The sequence below is a fragment of the Grimontia sp. NTOU-MAR1 genome, from assembly GCF_035758505.1.
GTDB lineage: Bacteria > Pseudomonadota > Gammaproteobacteria > Enterobacterales > Vibrionaceae > Enterovibrio > Enterovibrio marinus.
In genome coordinates this window covers 3,643,004-3,659,728 of sequence record NZ_CP142108.1, presented here as the reverse complement: position 1 = coordinate 3,659,728, position 16,725 = coordinate 3,643,004, and the positions used below count along the sequence as shown (strand labels likewise).

The 16,725-nt window shown below is 49.1% G+C and carries 14 protein-coding genes; 5 read left to right on the top strand and 9 right to left on the bottom strand.

Annotated elements, in window-relative coordinates; all coding sequences use genetic code 11:
- Positions 1-301: 301 nt before the first annotated feature.
- Entirely contained in the window at positions 302-1,684 is a 1,383-nt protein-coding gene (cysS, locus tag VP504_RS16980; protein ID WP_325892206.1) for a cysteine--tRNA ligase, read from the bottom strand.
- A 226-nt stretch (positions 1,685-1,910) separates the two neighbouring features.
- Between cysS and VP504_RS16975 the strand changes: the two genes are divergently transcribed.
- The 3 genes from VP504_RS16975 (at position 1,911) to VP504_RS16965 (ending at position 3,949) form a co-directional block, all read left to right on the top strand.
- Positions 1,911-2,408, top strand: coding sequence for a peptidylprolyl isomerase (locus VP504_RS16975; protein WP_325892205.1), 498 nt, complete (start codon positions 1,911-1,913; stop codon positions 2,406-2,408).
- A 42-nt stretch (positions 2,409-2,450) separates the two neighbouring features.
- A complete protein-coding gene (gene lpxH / locus VP504_RS16970) occupies positions 2,451-3,173 on the top strand; it encodes a UDP-2,3-diacylglucosamine diphosphatase (protein WP_325892204.1) in 723 nt (240 codons plus the stop codon).
- A gap of 167 nt (positions 3,174-3,340) precedes the next feature.
- Complete coding sequence (locus VP504_RS16965; RefSeq protein ID WP_325892203.1) at positions 3,341-3,949, top strand: EAL and HDOD domain-containing protein; 609 nt, start codon at positions 3,341-3,343, stop codon at positions 3,947-3,949.
- A gap of 231 nt (positions 3,950-4,180) precedes the next feature.
- Here VP504_RS16965 and VP504_RS16960 read toward each other — a convergent pair whose 3' ends face one another.
- Positions 4,181-5,665: a CoA-acylating methylmalonate-semialdehyde dehydrogenase gene (locus VP504_RS16960; protein ID WP_325892202.1), complete on the bottom strand. Its 1,485-nt coding sequence runs from the start codon at positions 5,663-5,665 to the stop codon at positions 4,181-4,183.
- 20 nt (positions 5,666-5,685) lie between these two features.
- Positions 5,686-7,023 (bottom strand): aspartate aminotransferase family protein, encoded by a 1,338-nt coding sequence (locus VP504_RS16955; protein WP_325892201.1) that lies wholly within the window; start codon positions 7,021-7,023, stop codon positions 5,686-5,688.
- Positions 7,024-7,216: 193 nt separating this feature from the next.
- Here VP504_RS16955 and VP504_RS16950 point away from each other — a divergent pair, with 193 nt between their 5' ends.
- Positions 7,217-8,713 (top strand): aldehyde dehydrogenase, encoded by a 1,497-nt coding sequence (locus tag VP504_RS16950; protein ID WP_325892200.1) that lies wholly within the window; start codon positions 7,217-7,219, stop codon positions 8,711-8,713.
- A gap of 72 nt (positions 8,714-8,785) precedes the next feature.
- Here VP504_RS16950 and VP504_RS16945 read toward each other — a convergent pair whose 3' ends face one another.
- Together VP504_RS16945 and VP504_RS16940 are read right to left on the bottom strand one after the other, a co-directional pair.
- Complete coding sequence (locus VP504_RS16945) at positions 8,786-10,006, bottom strand: bifunctional alpha/beta hydrolase/OsmC family protein (protein ID WP_325892199.1); 1,221 nt, start codon at positions 10,004-10,006, stop codon at positions 8,786-8,788.
- 147 nt (positions 10,007-10,153) lie between these two features.
- Positions 10,154-11,458 carry an NAD(P)/FAD-dependent oxidoreductase gene (locus tag VP504_RS16940; RefSeq protein WP_325892198.1) on the bottom strand — a complete coding sequence of 435 codons (1,305 nt, stop codon included), beginning with the start codon at positions 11,456-11,458 and terminating at the stop codon, positions 10,154-10,156.
- A gap of 348 nt (positions 11,459-11,806) precedes the next feature.
- On the opposite strand from VP504_RS16940, the gene VP504_RS16935 reads away from it, so the two are divergent.
- Positions 11,807-12,355 (top strand): cupin domain-containing protein, encoded by a 549-nt coding sequence (locus VP504_RS16935; protein WP_062705035.1) that lies wholly within the window; start codon positions 11,807-11,809, stop codon positions 12,353-12,355.
- Positions 12,356-12,407: 52 nt separating this feature from the next.
- Here the strand turns inward: VP504_RS16935 and VP504_RS16930 are convergent, their stop codons facing one another.
- The 4 genes from VP504_RS16930 to VP504_RS16915 all read right to left on the bottom strand — a co-directional run bounded on the left by VP504_RS16930 (position 12,408) and on the right by VP504_RS16915 (position 16,675).
- A complete protein-coding gene (locus tag VP504_RS16930) occupies positions 12,408-13,634 on the bottom strand; it encodes an NAD(P)/FAD-dependent oxidoreductase (protein ID WP_325894076.1) in 1,227 nt (408 codons plus the stop codon).
- A gap of 124 nt (positions 13,635-13,758) precedes the next feature.
- Complete coding sequence (locus VP504_RS16925) at positions 13,759-14,598, bottom strand: ABC transporter permease subunit (protein WP_325892197.1); 840 nt, start codon at positions 14,596-14,598, stop codon at positions 13,759-13,761.
- Complete coding sequence (locus tag VP504_RS16920; protein ID WP_442788917.1) at positions 14,595-15,452, bottom strand: ABC transporter permease subunit; 858 nt, start codon at positions 15,450-15,452, stop codon at positions 14,595-14,597. The genes VP504_RS16925 and VP504_RS16920 overlap by 4 nt, the downstream gene beginning before the upstream one ends.
- Before the next feature lie 92 nt (positions 15,453-15,544).
- On the bottom strand, positions 15,545-16,675 hold the full coding sequence (locus VP504_RS16915) for an ABC transporter ATP-binding protein (protein ID WP_325892195.1): 1,131 nt from the start codon (positions 16,673-16,675) through the stop codon (positions 15,545-15,547).
- Positions 16,676-16,725 lie beyond the last annotated feature (50 nt).

The following is a 16,725-nucleotide window of genomic DNA, read 5'->3' as shown; positions in this document are numbered from 1 at the left end:
TTCCATCAAAACAACTGCACGTAATCGCGCCTACAACGATTAGAAAATAATTACGACAAGCGCCTGAACATCACAGCAAGAATCGCTCAAAGCCAGTAAAAATGGGCTCCCATAAGTGAGATTATGAAAACAAACTCAATGAAAAAGCGCTCGTATCGACGCGAAATTGATGAATGGTTGGATTTAGACGCATTCATACAATCAATTTGAAGATGCGTATTGTGATAAAGACTGTGCAGAAGAGAAAAGGAAAGTAAAAAAACGGAGCCCTCGGCTCCGTTTCTGTTCAATTCAATATTGTTTATTTACGACGCCAAGTGGTACCGACTGCGCCGTCTTCCAGCACGATGCCCAATGCGGTCAATGCATCACGCGCAGCATCTGCTGCCGCCCAGTCTTTGCTAGCACGTGCATCGTTACGCGCTTTGATCAGGGCTTCGATTTCAGCCACTTCATCATCGCCACCAGCGTTGCCTTGCAGGAAGGCTTCTGGGTCTTGCTCCAGCAAGCCAAGCACTTCAGCCAGTTCACGCATGCTTGCCGCCAGTTTAGATGCTCCTTCGACATCTTCCGCTTTCAGGCGGTTGATTTCGCGCGCCATATCGAACAGCACTGAATACGCTTCTGGCGTGTTGAAATCATCATCCATCGCTGCTTTGAAACGTTCAACGAATTCTTCGCCGCCTTCTGCAGCTACTGAAAGGTCAAGGCCGCGAAGTGACGTGTATAGACGCTCCATCGACGCACGCGCTTGTTTCAGGTTCTCTTCACTGTAGTTCAGTTGGCTGCGGTAGTGACCAGACATCAGGAAGTAGCGAACAGTTTCAGCATCGTAGTGTGCCAGCACATCACGGATGGTGAAGAAGTTACCCAGTGACTTCGACATCTTCTCGCGGTCTACCATCACCATGCCGCTGTGCATCCAGGTATTCACATACTGGGTGTCATGTGCACAGCAAGATTGTGCGATTTCATTTTCGTGGTGTGGGAAGGTCAAATCTGAACCACCACCATGGATGTCAAAGTGATTACCCAGAATCGCAGAGTTCATTGCAGAACATTCAATGTGCCAGCCCGGACGGCCTGGGCCCCAAGGAGATTCCCATGTTGGTTCACCCGGCTTAGACATTTTCCACAGAACAAAATCCAGTGGGCTTTTCTTCGCTTCTTCCACATCAACACGTGCACCCGCCTGAAGCTGGTCAAGATCCTGACGTGACAGCTTGCCGTATTCGTCAAACTTCGCCACTTCGAACAGCACGTCGCCGTTAGAAGCAACATAAGCGAAGCCACGCGCAATCAAACGCTCCACCAGCGCAATGATTTCTGCAATAAATTGGGTTGCGCGAGGCTCAACGTCCGGACGCTTCATGTTCAGTGCGTCAAAGTCAGCATACATTTCACCGATCAAACGCTCGGTCAGTGAGTCACAGCTCTCGCCGTTTTCGGCGGCGCGCTTGATGATCTTGTCGTCGATATCTGTGATGTTACGAACGAACTTCAGGTCATAACCCAGAAAACGCAGATATCGAGAAACAACATCGAATGAAACGAAGGTGCGTCCATGGCCGATGTGGCACAAATCGTAAATGGTAACCCCACACACATACATGCCAACCTTGCCAGGATAAATAGGTTTGAATTCTTCTTTTTGCTTGGTGAGGGAGTTGTAGATCTTCAACATGGTAGTCGGGTTACCCATTACAAATATTAAATGATAAGAGGAGTGGCATATTACACCTTTTCCGCCGAGTTTAGGCAAGGATGAACAGAGGTGCGCGCACAATTAAAGTATGCAGGCGCTATGCTGAGTCATAGAGCTGATTTTTCTGATGTGAGCAGTTGAATGTCACGACCACTAAGATAGAATCAAGCGTTCAAAGCTAAACGCTAATTTATAGGAACAAATCATGGTTACGCTTCATACCAACTTTGGTGATATCAAAATCCAACTGAACAGCGAAAAAGCGCCGGCAACTGCAGAGAACTTCCTGCAATACTGCCGCGACGGTTTTTACAACGACACCCTGTTCCACCGCGTCATTGACGGTTTCATGATTCAGGGCGGCGGCGTGGCTACTGGCATGCAAGAGAAAGAAACCCGCGCATCAATCAAAAACGAAGCTAACAATGGTCTGAGCAACAAAGTAGGTACCATTGCAATGGCACGTACTATGGAACCGCACTCAGCGAGCTCCCAGTTCTTCATTAACGTCAATGACAACACCTTCCTGGATTTCAAATCTGAAACGCCAGACGGTTGGGGTTACTGTGTATTCGGTGAAGTGGTTGAAGGTATGGACGTGGTTAACAAGATCAAAGACGTTGCGACGGGTAACTGGGGCTACGTTCACCAGGACGTGCCTGTAGAAGAAGTGCTGATCGAAAGCGTGACTATCGAAGAATAAGGCACTGAGGGGCAGCAAGGACTTGCTGCCCTTATATTACCTATGACCGTATTATTTATAGCTGACCTCCATCTCAGTCCTTCCCATCCTGAAATTACCCAGTGCTTTCTCCGTTTCCTCAACGAGGAGGCGCCGGAAGCAAGCGCACTTTACGTGCTGGGTGACTTGTTCGAGTCTTGGATTGGCGATGACGATGGCACCCCGCTTCAAATTGAAGTTGCTGACGCATTCAAAGCGCTCAGCGATACAGGGGTACCGATTTACTTCATTCACGGAAACCGCGATTTTCTGGTCGGTAAACGGTTTGCCAGAGCATCCGGCATGACTTTACTCCCCGAACACAAAGTGATCGATCTGTTCGGCAAACCGACATTGATCATGCATGGCGATACGCTATGCATTCAGGATGAAGCTTACCAACGCTACCGCAAGAAAGTGCACAACCCTTTCATTCAGTGGCTTTTTTTCAGATTACCACTGTCAGTAAGACGTCGCATCGGTGAAAAGATCAGAGCTGGCAGTACTAAGAGCAATCAGGAAAAGTCTGAAGACATCATGGATGTGGATCAATCTGAGGTACAACGTGTGATGAAAGAAAGCGGAGTGAAGCAGCTTATTCACGGTCATACCCACCGTCCGGATATTCACGACATTCAACTCGATACTGATCCTGCTCAACGAATTGTTCTTGGAGATTGGTACACTCAGGGCTCAGTTTTGGTCTGTACCGAAGAAGGCTGCGCACTGCAAACACGTGCATTCTAAATTTTCCATTAAAATTATTTACTTATAGTTACATCGTCAAGATGAGAAAAGCATTAGCTCGTCAATTAATTTTCTTCGCGAAATATCAGTCTTTATTAGTACTCTCATATATGAGACATGGTGTAAACTTTCTTTTGTAGTTCTCTTCAAGGAATTCTTGGCATTTTATGCGTTCGAACATTGCACGACAGGCTATCTATAACTCAGAGCAAACGGTCGTGGCATACGAGTTGTTGTTTCGGGAAGGCTGTCATGACGCTTTTCCTTGTGTGGAGTCAGAAATAGCTACCGCAAGCGTACTTAATGATCTCTTTTCTGAAGCTAATAAGAGTGCCAAACAAGTGTCCGATGGTCTCCCCTGCTTTGTTAACTTCTGTTACGAAAGTCTGACTCAGGGTAAAACGTTTAACTATCCGGTTGAAGATCTTGTCGTTGAAGTGTTGGAAGACTGCATCGCTGATGCTTCTCTATACACTGCGTTGGAACATCTGAAAACACGCGGCTACCAAATCGCCTTTGATGATTTTATTCCGTCTTCTGACTGGCTCCCTTTCCTTCGTTTAGCCGATTACGTAAAAATCGACTTCCGGGCACAGACCCTGAATCAGATTTCCCAGTTTGTCTGCAAATACCGAAAGCGTTTTGACTTTAAACTGCTGGCAGAAAAGATTGAAACAGACGACGAATATCACGCGGCACTTGAGATGGGGTTCGACCTGTTTCAGGGTTATCAACTAAGTAAACCTGAGCGTATTTTCTTTTCAAACGTCGCTTAACGTTCAATCATACCAATCACAGTAGGTAGCTGATCAGAAATAGCGCAGGAAAAATGCTCGAGAACAAGGCGGAAAATTTCGATAAGTAGTTATTCTACAATCAAATTTTTCAACGCAGTTATCAAACATTTTAACAAGCTAGGATGAGTAGATATTTACTACGATTGGTATCAGTACTCCACATGAAAAAAGGAACCGTTCGGTTCCTTTTTTCTTTCAGGCATATTGCCATTATTTCATGGTTGGCATAATAAAATCGGCGTTTGCCCTGAGTCCAGTTGGCCATCGCGCTGTGATCGCCTTGCGTCTAGTGTAGAAACGCACACCATCGGGACCGTGCACATGCAGCGAACCAAACAGCGAACGCTTCCAACCGCCAAAGCTGTGGAATGCCATTGGTACTGGGATAGGCACATTCACGCCAACCATACCTACCTGAATTTCATGGCAGAACTGGCGGGCTGCATCACCATTTTGGGTGAAGATTGCCGTACCGTTACCAAATTCATGTTCGTTGATCAGCTTCACCGCTGTCGCATAATCAGGCACGCGAACGACGGATAAAACCGGACCAAATATTTCATCGCGGTAGATGGTCATCTCCGGCGTGACGTTGTCGAACAGACAACCGCCCAAGAAGTAGCCGTCTCCACCTTCAGCCTCAATGCCTCGCCCGTCTACAATCAGATCCGCGCCTTCTTCCACGCCTTTTGCCACATAGCCTTCCACTTTGCTCAGGTGTTCTTTCGTCACCAAAGGCCCCATTTCCATGCCTTCCATCACGCCATTACCAACACGAAGCTCTCGGACTTTTGGCGTCAGTTTTTCAATTAGGGCATCTGCAACATTACCGACGGCAACTGCGACAGAAATTGCCATACAACGCTCGCCGGCAGAACCATAAGCTGCACCCATCAACGCCGCAACCGCCTGATCCAAGTCTGCATCTGGCATCACCACCATATGGTTTTTCGCGCCGCCCAATGCCTGAACGCGCTTACCGTGCGCCGATGCCGTACTATAGATATATTCTGCAATCGGCGTGGAACCCACAAAGCTGACCGCTTGCACATCTGGGTGAGTCAGCAACACATCTACTGCTTCTTTGTCCCCATTGACCACATTAAATACGCCATCTGGCAAACCCGCTTTAGTCAGCAGCTCTGCGATACGTAGCGTTGAACTTGGATCCTTTTCCGAAGGTTTCATCACAAAGGTGTTACCACAGGCAATGGCAATCGGGAACATCCACATCGGCACCATCACCGGGAAGTTGAACGGCGAAATACCTGCCACCACACCCAAAGGCTGATTGAGTGACCAGGCGTCAATGCCTGAGCCAATTTGCTCTGTCATCTCACCTTTCAACAAATGCGGAATACCGCATGCAAATTCCACCACTTCCAGACCACGGGTCAGCTCGCCCTTTGCATCATCCAGTACCTTCCCGTGCTCTTTGGTGATGAGGGCAGCGAGCTCGTCGATGTTTTCTTCTACCAACGCCTTGAACTTAAACATCACACGGGCACGGCGAAGTGGCGACATTTCAGACCATGCTGGAAAAGCCGCTTTGGCATAAGCAATTGCAGCTTCGGTTTCGGCAACTGATGCCAAAGAGACTTGGCCACTTTGCTCGCCTGTCGCTGGGTTGAACAGCGCTTGTTTGCGCTCGCTTTCCACTGTGTATTTGCCATCAATGTAGTGCGTTACAGACATATCCTTATATCCCCTTGAAGTTAAATCGCTTGCTTGATGGCGCGTTCCAGCGTGCTAACCATCTGATCGATGTGTTTAGATTCCATGATAAGTGGCGGTGACATAGCAATGATGTCGCCCGAAGCGCGAACTAACAGACCATCGTAGAAACAGCGCGTAAAAATGTCATAGCCACGCTTGCCAATACCCTCAGTGCTTGGTGCAAACTGAATACCGGCAATTAAACCTGTGTTTCGAACATCAATCACATTCGGCAAATTATCGAGCGAATGCAGTGCCTCTTCCCATTCGGTTTCCAGTTGCCTTGCACGCTCAAACAGATTCTCATCACGATAAACATCCAGAGACGCCAACGCCGCTGCTGCCGCAACAGGGTGACCGGAATAGGTATAACCGTGGAAAAGTTCGATAGTGTCTTCCGGCGCTGCGTTCATACAGGCATCGTAAATACGGTCACTCACCAGAACAGCCCCCATTGGGATCGCGCCATTGGTTAGCGCTTTCGCCGTGGTAATAATGTCTGGAGTGACATCCCAGCGCTGCGAAGCAAAAGCATCGCCCACGCGGCCGAAGCCTGTGATCACTTCATCAAAGATCAGCAGAATGTCATGTTTGGAGGTGATTTCACGAAGACGTTTTAGGTAGCCTTTCGGTGGAAGAATAACACCACCCGAGCCTGACATTGGCTCAACCATCACTGCCGCTATGTTTTCGGCACCGTGCAGGGCAATCAACTGCTCCAGCACTTCAGCACGCTCGATACCGTGTTCGGGTAGGCCTTTAGAAAAGGCATTTCGCTCAATATCCAAAGTATGTGGGAGATGAGCAACACTCGGCAGCAACTGACTGTTAAACGCTTTGCGGTTGTTCACCATGCCGCCGACAGAGATACCGCCGAAGCAGGTCCCGTGATAACCCTGCTCGCGGCCAATAAACATAGTCCGGTTAGCATGACCACGAGCGCGTTGGTAAGCCAGTGCAATTTTCAACGCCGTATCGGCAGACTCAGAACCTGAATTGGTAAAAAACACACGGTTCAGATCAGCGGGTGCCAGTTCTGCCAGACGTTCTGCGAGTTCAAACGGAAGCGGGTGCCCCATCTGGAATGTCGGCGCATAGTCGAGCTCTTTAATCTGCTTGCTCACTGCATCAGTGATTTGCTGACGGCTATGACCAGCGTTACAACACCACAGTCCGGCAGTAGAATCCAGCACCGGATTGCCTTCAACGTCGGTGTAATACATGCCTTCTGCTCTAGCGAGTAAGCGTGGCGTGGTTTTGTACTGACGGTTTGCGGTGAAAGGCATCCAGAAGTTGTCCAAACGCGCTCCTTCACTCTGTGGTTTGTTCACTGCCATAGTCCGATATCCTTGCTTGCGTTGTTAACAAGATGTTGCCTAGCGGCTAATATTTGCAATACTATGTCAAATATAACGAACAGTAAACGTGTTTTGTTCAATATCTAAAGAACAAATTACGTCAATTGTAAAATATTTTGAAATGGTGCACAGTGACCACATTCATCGCACATAAAAGGAAAAAGGGGCTGCTATGACTTCGCACAAGTCTCGTCAAGACTGGGATGCACTCGCACAATCTATAACAATTAAAGGACAGGCATTCATCGATGGTGAATACCGCGATGCGGTTTCTGGAGAGACTTTTGCCTGCATCAGTCCGGTCGATGGTCGTGTGCTGGCCGATGTTGCCAGTTGCGATCTTGCTGACGCCAACCACGCTGTCAGCAATGCCCGTGCAACGTTTGAGTCTGGTGTATGGGCTCACCTTCCTCCTGCAGAGCGTAAAAAAATCGTGATCCGTTTTGCGGAATTAATAGAAGAAAACGGCGACGAACTGGCACTCCTGGAAACACTGGACATGGGCAAACCTATCCGGTATTCCAAAGCGGTTGATGTGAACGGCGCCGCCCGTGCTATTCGTTGGTCAGGCGAAGCGGTCGACAAGATTTACGATGAACTCGCTCCTACGCCGCACAATGAAATCGGCATGGTCACCCGTGAACCTGTGGGCGTTGTGGCCGCTATCGTGCCCTGGAACTTCCCTATGCTGATGGCCTGTTGGAAGCTTGGCCCTGCCCTCGCCTCTGGCAATTCTGTCGTACTTAAACCTTCAGAGAAATCACCACTCACCGCCATCCGTCTTGGCGAACTTGCCATTGAGGCAGGTATGCCAAAAGGCGTGCTGAATGTACTCCCTGGTTTTGGGCACACAGTGGGCAAAGCGCTCGCACTGCACATGGATGTTGATACTCTGGTGTTCACGGGCTCGACCAAAATCGCCAAACAACTGATGATTTACGCTGGCGAGTCGAACATGAAACGTGTCTGGCTGGAAGCGGGGGGTAAGAGCCCGAATATCGTCTTTGCTGATGCACCGGATTTAGACGCTGCAGCCTCTGCCGCTGCGTCCGCCATTGCTTTCAATCAAGGCGAAGTCTGTACAGCGGGCTCACGGCTATTGGTGGAAGCGTCCATCAAAGATGTCTTCATCGAAAAGGTCGTCGAAAACCTGAAAGGCTGGCAGCCAGGGCATCCGCTCGACCCGGAAACTCAGGTCGGTGCAGTGGTTGACCAACAACAGCTTGATACCGTGCTGACCTATATTGATAAAGGTGCCCAAGGAGGTGCCAAGATGGTGTGTGGCGGCAGCCGTGTCATGGCAGAAACCGGTGGTTTATTTGTCGAACCCACGGTGTTCGATAATGTGAACAATGAGATGGCGATTGCCCGCGAAGAGATCTTCGGCCCTGTATTGTCGGTGATCACCTTCGACACACCCGAGCAAGCAGTCGCGATTGCCAACGATACCGATTATGGCCTTGCTTCTGCGGTATGGACATCTGACATCGGCAAAGCACACAAAACCGCGAAAGCGCTGCGCACTGGTATGGTGTGGATTAACCACTACGATGGCGGTGATATGACAGCGCCATTTGGTGGCTACAAGCAATCAGGCAATGGCCGCGATAAATCACTTCATGCGTTCGAGAAATACACAGAAGTGAAAGCCACCTGGATTGCGCTTTGATCTGACAATTTTCTAAATCAGATAAAAAAGACCGGCTCGATGAGCTGGTCTTTTTTATTTACCGAAGCCGTATTACTTATCTTTCAGTTCGGTAGTGATAACAATCTTACCTTCCAGCGTTTTGTGTACCGGACATTTATCCGCAATCTCAAGCAAGCGCTGACGTTCTTCATCGGTTAAGTCGCCAAAAAGCTCGATTTCACGAGACATGACCTCCACCTTCGCGTTGTTTTCATCACAATGCTCGCAATCTTCACCGTGCTGACGACTATGCGACAGCGTCACTTTCACATCTTCCAGTGGCAGCTTTTTACGGTTGGCATACATGCGCAGCGTCATGGAGGTACAAGCACCTAAACCAGCCAGCACGTGCTCGTATGGGTCGGGACCAAGGTTATCGCCACTGTAATCAACGGGTTCATCGGCAAACCACTGGTGATGGTCTGTTTGTATAGTCCGGGTAAATTGCTTGTTATGCTCATGCACAAGCACTTCACCGCGCTTCACGCCCTCTTCAACCTCTTTGACCGGCGCAGCTCTGTCTATGTAACGATGAGACCAGGCAGCAATAAGCTCAGCCACATACTGGGCATCGTCTTTATTGGTCAGCAAGTGGCCAGCACTATCAAGGGTGACAAAGCTCTTTGGGTGTTTGGCACGGGTATATATTTTCTCTGCCTCTTTGATCAACACAACGTTGTCGATAGGCGAATGCATCACCAGCAGCGGTACGCGCAGGTTTTCAATATCATCGTTGTCAGCTCGGATATCATCAAGGAACTGCTTTTTGATAGTGAAAGGACGACCAGCCAAAGAAAGCTCTGCTTCACCTTCGGCCTCAATTTTTTCCACATGGGCAGCAAACTGCTTGGACACATGTTCAGCGTCAGCTGGCGCGCCAATGGTGGCAACTGCCGATACTTCTGGAATACGGTGCGCGGCCGACAGCACCGCACGGCCCCCTAAGCTGTGACCAATCAACAATAGCGGTGCTTCATTGTTCTCCCGCAGGAAATCTGCCGCCGCCACCAAATCGTCAACGTTGGAAGAAAAATTGGTGTTGGCAAAGTCACCATCACTCCCGCCCAACCCTGTGAAGTCAAAACGGAATACTGCAAAACCAATGTTCACTAACGCACGTGAAATACGGGAGGCTGCAGCGACGTCTTTACCACAAGTAAAGCAGTGGGCAAACAACGCATAACCCCTCGCATTTTGCTCTGGTGTCTCTAACATCCCAGCCAGCTCAAGCCCCTTACTCAGGAAGGTAACTTTGCTTCTTTTCCCTGCCATTTCCGTCTCCCGGTTGTTTATTATGTGCTTCAAATCATTTAGCTAACGCTAACATTCATAGACAAGACCGGAACAGGGCATAAAAGATAACAAAGCGCCTCAGGCTTAAGCTTGAGACGCTTTCTACGGATGATTTAAGTATGAGGTTTATTGCAGTGCTTCTTTTAGGCGGTGATAAGTCATGCCGATCGCCAATAAAGGCGAACGTAACAGAGGACCACCCGGGAAGGTCATGTGCTTCACTTTAGCAAATACATCAAACCGTTCTGCGGTGCCTGAAATCGCTTCTGCAATAACTTTACCCGCCATATGCGTAGCATTTACGCCGTGACCGGAATATGCCTGTGCATAGAAGATATTGGGGGCATCCGGCAATCGGCCAATTTGTGGAAGACGGTTAGCACCAATCCCTATCATGCCACCCCATTCAAAATCGATACCCACGCCTTTCAGTTGAGGAAATACCCGCTCAAGATTTGGCAGTAAGGCTCCGGTAATGTCTTTCGGATCTTTTCCAGAATAGGTACACAACCCACCGAACAGTAATCGGTTGTCACCGGACAAGTGGTAGTAATCGAGCGCAATGCTGAGATCAGCGAAAGCCATGTTCTTTGGAATGGTGCTGTTGACCTGCTCGACATTCAGCGGCTCAGTAGCAATAAGGTAGCTGCCCGCTGGGAGCACCTTTCCGCCAATATAGGGTTCCAGCTTGTGGCCGATATAAGCGTTACCGGCCAGCAGCAGATAGCTACAGGTTACCTGCCCTTGCGCCGTTTTCACGACCGGCTTTTGACCTTTGACTATTTCAGTGGCTGCGCTATCTTCAAACAACTGGACACCAAGGCTCGCTGCTGCTGCCGCTTCTCCTGTTACCAAGTTCAAAGGGTGTAAATGTCCACTGCCCATATCCAGCATGCCACCAATATATCGGTCGGACCCAATCACTTCCGCAAGATCTGCTTTTTCAAGCATGCGGATTTCATGGGGATACTGGTTTGAGCTCAGATCATCAAAATCTTCCTGAAGCTCTTTCATGTGGGAAGGTTTCATCGCCAGATCGCAATATCCCATCGTCAGATCGCAATCGATGCTGAACGCTTCCACGCGATCTTTAACGATCTGCACCGCTTCCAATCCCATTTGACTGATGGCGGCGACACCTTCTTTACCTATCTGGTTGGTGAACTGATCGATGCCATGACCAATACCACGGATCAATTCGCCACCATTTCGACCTGACGCACCCCACCCAATCTTATTAGCTTCCAGAATAGCCACTGAATAGCCGAGTTGTGCAAGCTCAATCGCACTGTTCACACCACTAAAGCCACCACCAACTATACAAACATCCACGCTGATAGATTCAGTCAGAACCGGATAGCGTTGCGGATACTTTGCCGTTGCCGCGTAAAAAGAGGAGGTATGGGGGAGATTTGATGGTGTATGCGCCATGCCTTACATCCTTTGTAAAATATAATTAACAAAGACTATCGTATTTTCATCGTCGTAGTGAAGCAAAAAATATACGCTTTGTTTGCTGCTCAATACCTGAACATCACTCCGTCTGAAGAATGAGATAAGCTTTACTCAAGCCAATTAACCGGTTTTATCAAAGAAAGATATTATTCAATAATATGCATAATTCACTACGTATTGTTGATTTATATTTTTTACATAATGACGATAACATCACAAAATGCTTGATTACTGCCCCAGTGAAAGTAGGATTGCTTGTTCAAAATCTATTACAGTGATTGGGCACGCTTATAAAAACCCAATTCAAGCAGGGAGAATCGAACATTGGACATTGGTGCAAACCTCAAGGCCGTTAGAAAAAGTCGCGGATTATCGCAACGCGAACTCGCTAAACGCGCAGGCGTGACCAACAGTACCATCTCGATGATTGAGAAAAACAGTGTCAGTCCCTCCGTCAGTTCTCTGAAAAAAGTATTGTCCGGCATTCCCATGTCTCTGGTTGAGTTCTTCTCTGCTGACATTGGTCAAACTGAATCTGCACCCGTCATATATCGCCAGCAAGACTTGCTCGAAATCGGCGACGACTCTGTCTCAATGAAGCTGATTGGGAAAGAATTCCCTAACCGCGCTATATCAGTACTTTCTGAAACCTATCCGCCAGGCGGGCATTCTGGTGAAGAGATGCTCCAGCATGAAGGTGAAGAAGCTGGCCTGGTGGTTGAAGGTAAACTCGAACTTACCGTTGGTGACGATATTTTCGTTCTGGAAGTCGGTGACAGCTATTACTTTGACAGTAACCGTCCGCACCGCTTTTCCAACCCATTCGAGTCAATTTGCCGTCTGTTCAGTGCGACTACGCCTGCCAACTTCTGAGCCTACAAACCCGTTTTACCAAACGCCCGGATATCGGGCGTTTTGCTATCAGCTAAATGCCAAATTTGTCCCGCACGGTGTAATACCAGGCTCCCAACGCCGAGAACGGCACACTCAGCAAGTGACCACCAGGAAACGGTAAGTGCGGCAAATCAGCGAAGGCATCAAAGCGCTCTGCCTGTCCTTTCAGCACTTCCGACATCAATCTTCCCGCCAAGTGGGTATAGGTAACACCATGACCACTGCAGCCCTGTGAGTAGTAGATATTGCTGCCAATACGCCCCACCTGCGGTAAACGAGACAAGGTCATCAGGAAGTTACCCGTCCAGCGGTAATCAATTTTCACACTGCCAAGCTGAGGGAAAGTCTTCAGCATTTTCGGCCGGATAATCGCATCTATGTCAGCTGGGTCACGCGCTCCATAAACCACACCACCGCCATAAATCAGTCGCTTGTCACCGGAAAGCCTGAAGTAGTCGAGAAGGTAGTTACAGTCTTCCACACAATAATCCTGCGGCAGTAAGCTTTGCGCCAGTTCATCCGATAGGGGTTCGGTGGCAATGACTTGCGTTCCACAGGGCATAGATTTAGCGCGAAGCTCTGGCATCAGGTTACCAAGGTAAGCATTGCCCGCCACAATCACAAAAGAAGCCGTCACCGAGCCTTGCTCAGTCACCACTTTCGCCGGTTCACCTCGTTGAATGTTCACGACTGGCGAGTGTTCGTAGATTTTTCCGCCCAGGCTCTCCACCGCTGCAGCCTCACCAAGAGCGAGATTCAACGGATGAATATGACCACCGGATTTGTCCAGCAGACCACCAACATAACACTCAGTATCGACCACTGAACGTATATCTCTGTCGCTGAGCATTTCAAGTTGGTTGTTACCGTATCGCTCCCACAGCACTTTCTGGCTTTCGAGCTCATGCATCTGCTTGGCATTGAGTGCAGCAAACACACCGCCATCTTTTAGATCGCACTGGATGTGATATTTTTCTACGCGCTCGCGAATGATTTTTCCGCCTTCAAAGGCCATCTCGCCAAACAGGCCAATTTTTTCCTTACCGACGGTTTTCTCAATCACATCAATGTCACGGCTGAAGCTATTCACAATCTGGCCACCGTTACGGCCAGATGCGCCCCATCCGACTTTAGACGCTTCCAACACTACGACATTGAAACCCACTTCCAACAGATGCAGCGCCGAAGAAAGCCCTGTATAACCCGCGCCGACGATACAAATATCCGCTGTTATGTCTTCCTTCAGTACTTCACGCATCGGTGAAGCGTTAGCCGACGCCGCATAATATGACGGCGCATGAGCTTGGCTGGCCTCCAACCTAGTTTGTTGAATCTGGTTTTGTGGGTTCTGAATTGAACTGGCTTGTTCCATGATGACAATCCTATTCCTGAATCTCTTGATTGAGCCGCTTCATGTCTTCCAGCGATTTTTGCTCTGCGCGGCGTGCCACGTACCAAGACAAAAACGCAAACAGAGAAACAATCAGAATGATGATGGTGGCAAGCGCATTGATTTTTGGTGATACACCAAGCCTGACCGAGGAAAAAACCACCATAGGCAAGGTGGTAGAACCCGGCCCCGAGACAAAGCTCGCGATGACCAAGTCGTCGAGAGAGAGGCTAAAGCTCAGCAGCCATCCCGCCACCAGCGCAGGGGCAATCATGGGCACAGTGATCACAAAGAAGACTTTGAACGGCGTTGCGCCCAAATCCATCCCCGCTTCTTCAATCGAAAAGTCGAGTTCCCTGAGCCTTGATGAGACCACCACTGCGACATAAGCAGCACAGAAAGTGGAATGTGCAATCCATACCGTGGTCATCCCGCGCTCTGCAGGCCAACCAAACAGGTCGCCCATTTGCACAAACAAAAGCAGCAGTGACAAGCCGATAATGACGTCTGGCATAACGAGCGGTGCAGTAATCATATTGGAGAGTGTTAATCGTCCCCATGAACGTCGAAACCGCGTCATCACGAAGGCTGCTAACGTGCCGATGATCACCGCCATCGTAGAACTATAGAAAGCAATCCGGAGACTGGTCCAAACCGCTTGCAGGATTTGTTCGTCTTTGAACAGCGCGGCATACCATTTGGGCGAAAACCCACCCCAGACGGTGACCAGCTTGGATGCATTAAATGAGTAAATCACCAGGATCAGCATGGGCAGGTAAAGAAAAACCAAGCCTACCCAAAGCATGACCGTCGAAAATTGCCAGCGTTTCATCGGTCAGCCTCCATGTCCTTGGACTGATAATGGTGGAATAGCGTGATCGGGATGATGAGCAAAAGCAGCATCACAATCGCCAACGCCGAGGCAACCGGCCAGTCACGGTTATTAAAAAACTCCTGCCACAGCACTTTACCTATCATCAGGGTTTCCGGGCCACCCAGAAGTTCTGGGATCACCACTTCACCCACCACAGGAATAAACACCAACATGGAGCCTGCGATAATTCCACCTTTTGACAGCGGTAAGGTCACTTTCCAGAAGGTGTTGAAGTTGCGCGAGCCGAGGTCTGCTGCGGCTTCCAGTAAGCTGCCATCCAGCTTCACCAGATTGGCGTATAGCGGAAGCACCATAAATGGTAGATAGGTATAAACAATACCAATATAAACCGCAGTGTTAGTATTCAGGATCTGAATTGGCTCAGAAATCACGCCAAGCCACATCAGGGTGTTGTTAATGATCCCCGTGTTGCTGAGTAGCCCCATCCAGGCGTATACGCGGATCAGGAAAGAGGTCCAGGATGGCAGCATGATCAGTAGCAACAATACGGTTTGCATTCTCGCTGGCGCGCGGGCAATCGCATACGCCATGGGGTAACCCAAAAGCAAACAGCCTAGCGTTGATACAAAAGCGATTTTTACCGAACTCAGATAGGCAAGGTAATAGAGATCATCGTCCAAAATCCGCAAGTAGTTCTCGAGATTCAGGGTAATTTCTATGACTTCATCTACGTAAGCAACAATGGCTTCGTAGGGAGGAATGGCCAACGCAGCCATCGAAAAACTGATTTTGAATACGATAAGGAATGGCACAGCAAAAAAGAGCAGCAGCCAGAGGTAAGGAATACCCATGGTGATGTGCCGCCCCTTGGGAAACAACATCTTATTTTTGTGCGGCGCTTTGCTTGGTGCTGGCGTTTTCGTCTGGGCGTTCGTCAAGGTCGTCATACGCGTAATACCACACCACCGGTGGCCTCCCAGCTGATGAACACCTCGTCATCCCAAGTGGGGCGATCCTGATGGCGGGAAACATTGGCCATACTGCACATCACCACTTTGTTGCTCGGTAACTTCACATAGTACATGGAAGTACCGCCAAGGTAGGCGATGTCATGTACTGTGCCCTTCGACCAATTATATTCACCGTCCGGTTGCTCTCGGCTAATAAAAGCTTTTTCAGGGCGAACTGCTAACCACACTTTTCTGTCTTCCACGTTGGTTGCCACACCGTGCCCCACGTAGATTTGTTGCGCTGTGTCGCTGGACGAAATGACACAGTGATCGGTTTCATCCACCACGATTTCGCCTTCAAACAGGTTCACCGAACCAATGAATTCGGCAATCATGCAGCTGTTTGGTGACTCGTAAATATCTGTGGGTGTGCCAGTTTGGGCAATCCAGCCTTCATGCATGATGGCAATGCGCCCTGCCATCGTCATGGCTTCTTCCTGATCGTGGGTCACCATCACACAGGTCACACCAACACGCTCCAGAATATCTACTACTTCCAGTTGCATCTGGTTGCGTAGTTTCTTGTCCAGCGCACCCATCGGCTCATCAAGCAGCAAGAGTTTTGGGCGTTTCGCCAAAGATCGGGCCAACGCCACACGCTGACGCTGACCACCTGACAATTGGTGCGGCTTACGCTTGGCATATTGCTCCATATGCACCAGTTTCAACATTTCTTGAACACGCTCTTGAATATCGGCTTTTTTGAGCTTGTCCTGCTTCAGACCAAACGCGATATTCTGCTCAACCGTCATATGAGGAAATAAAGCGTACGACTGGAACATCATGTTGATGGGCCTGTCATAGGGCGCCATATCAGTAATGTCTTCTCCATCGAGATAGATGCGTCCGCTCGACGGAGTTTCAAAACCCGCCAACATACGAAGCAAGGTCGATTTCCCAGAGCCAGAGCCTCCCAGTAAGGAGAAAATCTCGCCTTTTTCGATCGTTAAGGAAACATCATCCACTGCGCGGACATCGCCATAAAGCTTGCTGACACGATCAATTTTCAACAGCTCCGGCTTAAGCGTGTCGTTACCGTTTCCGTTAGAGTTGCTGGTCACCATTTCATCCTCCCTGTGGCTTCCTGAAACACTCGAAAACAGGGAGCTAAGTC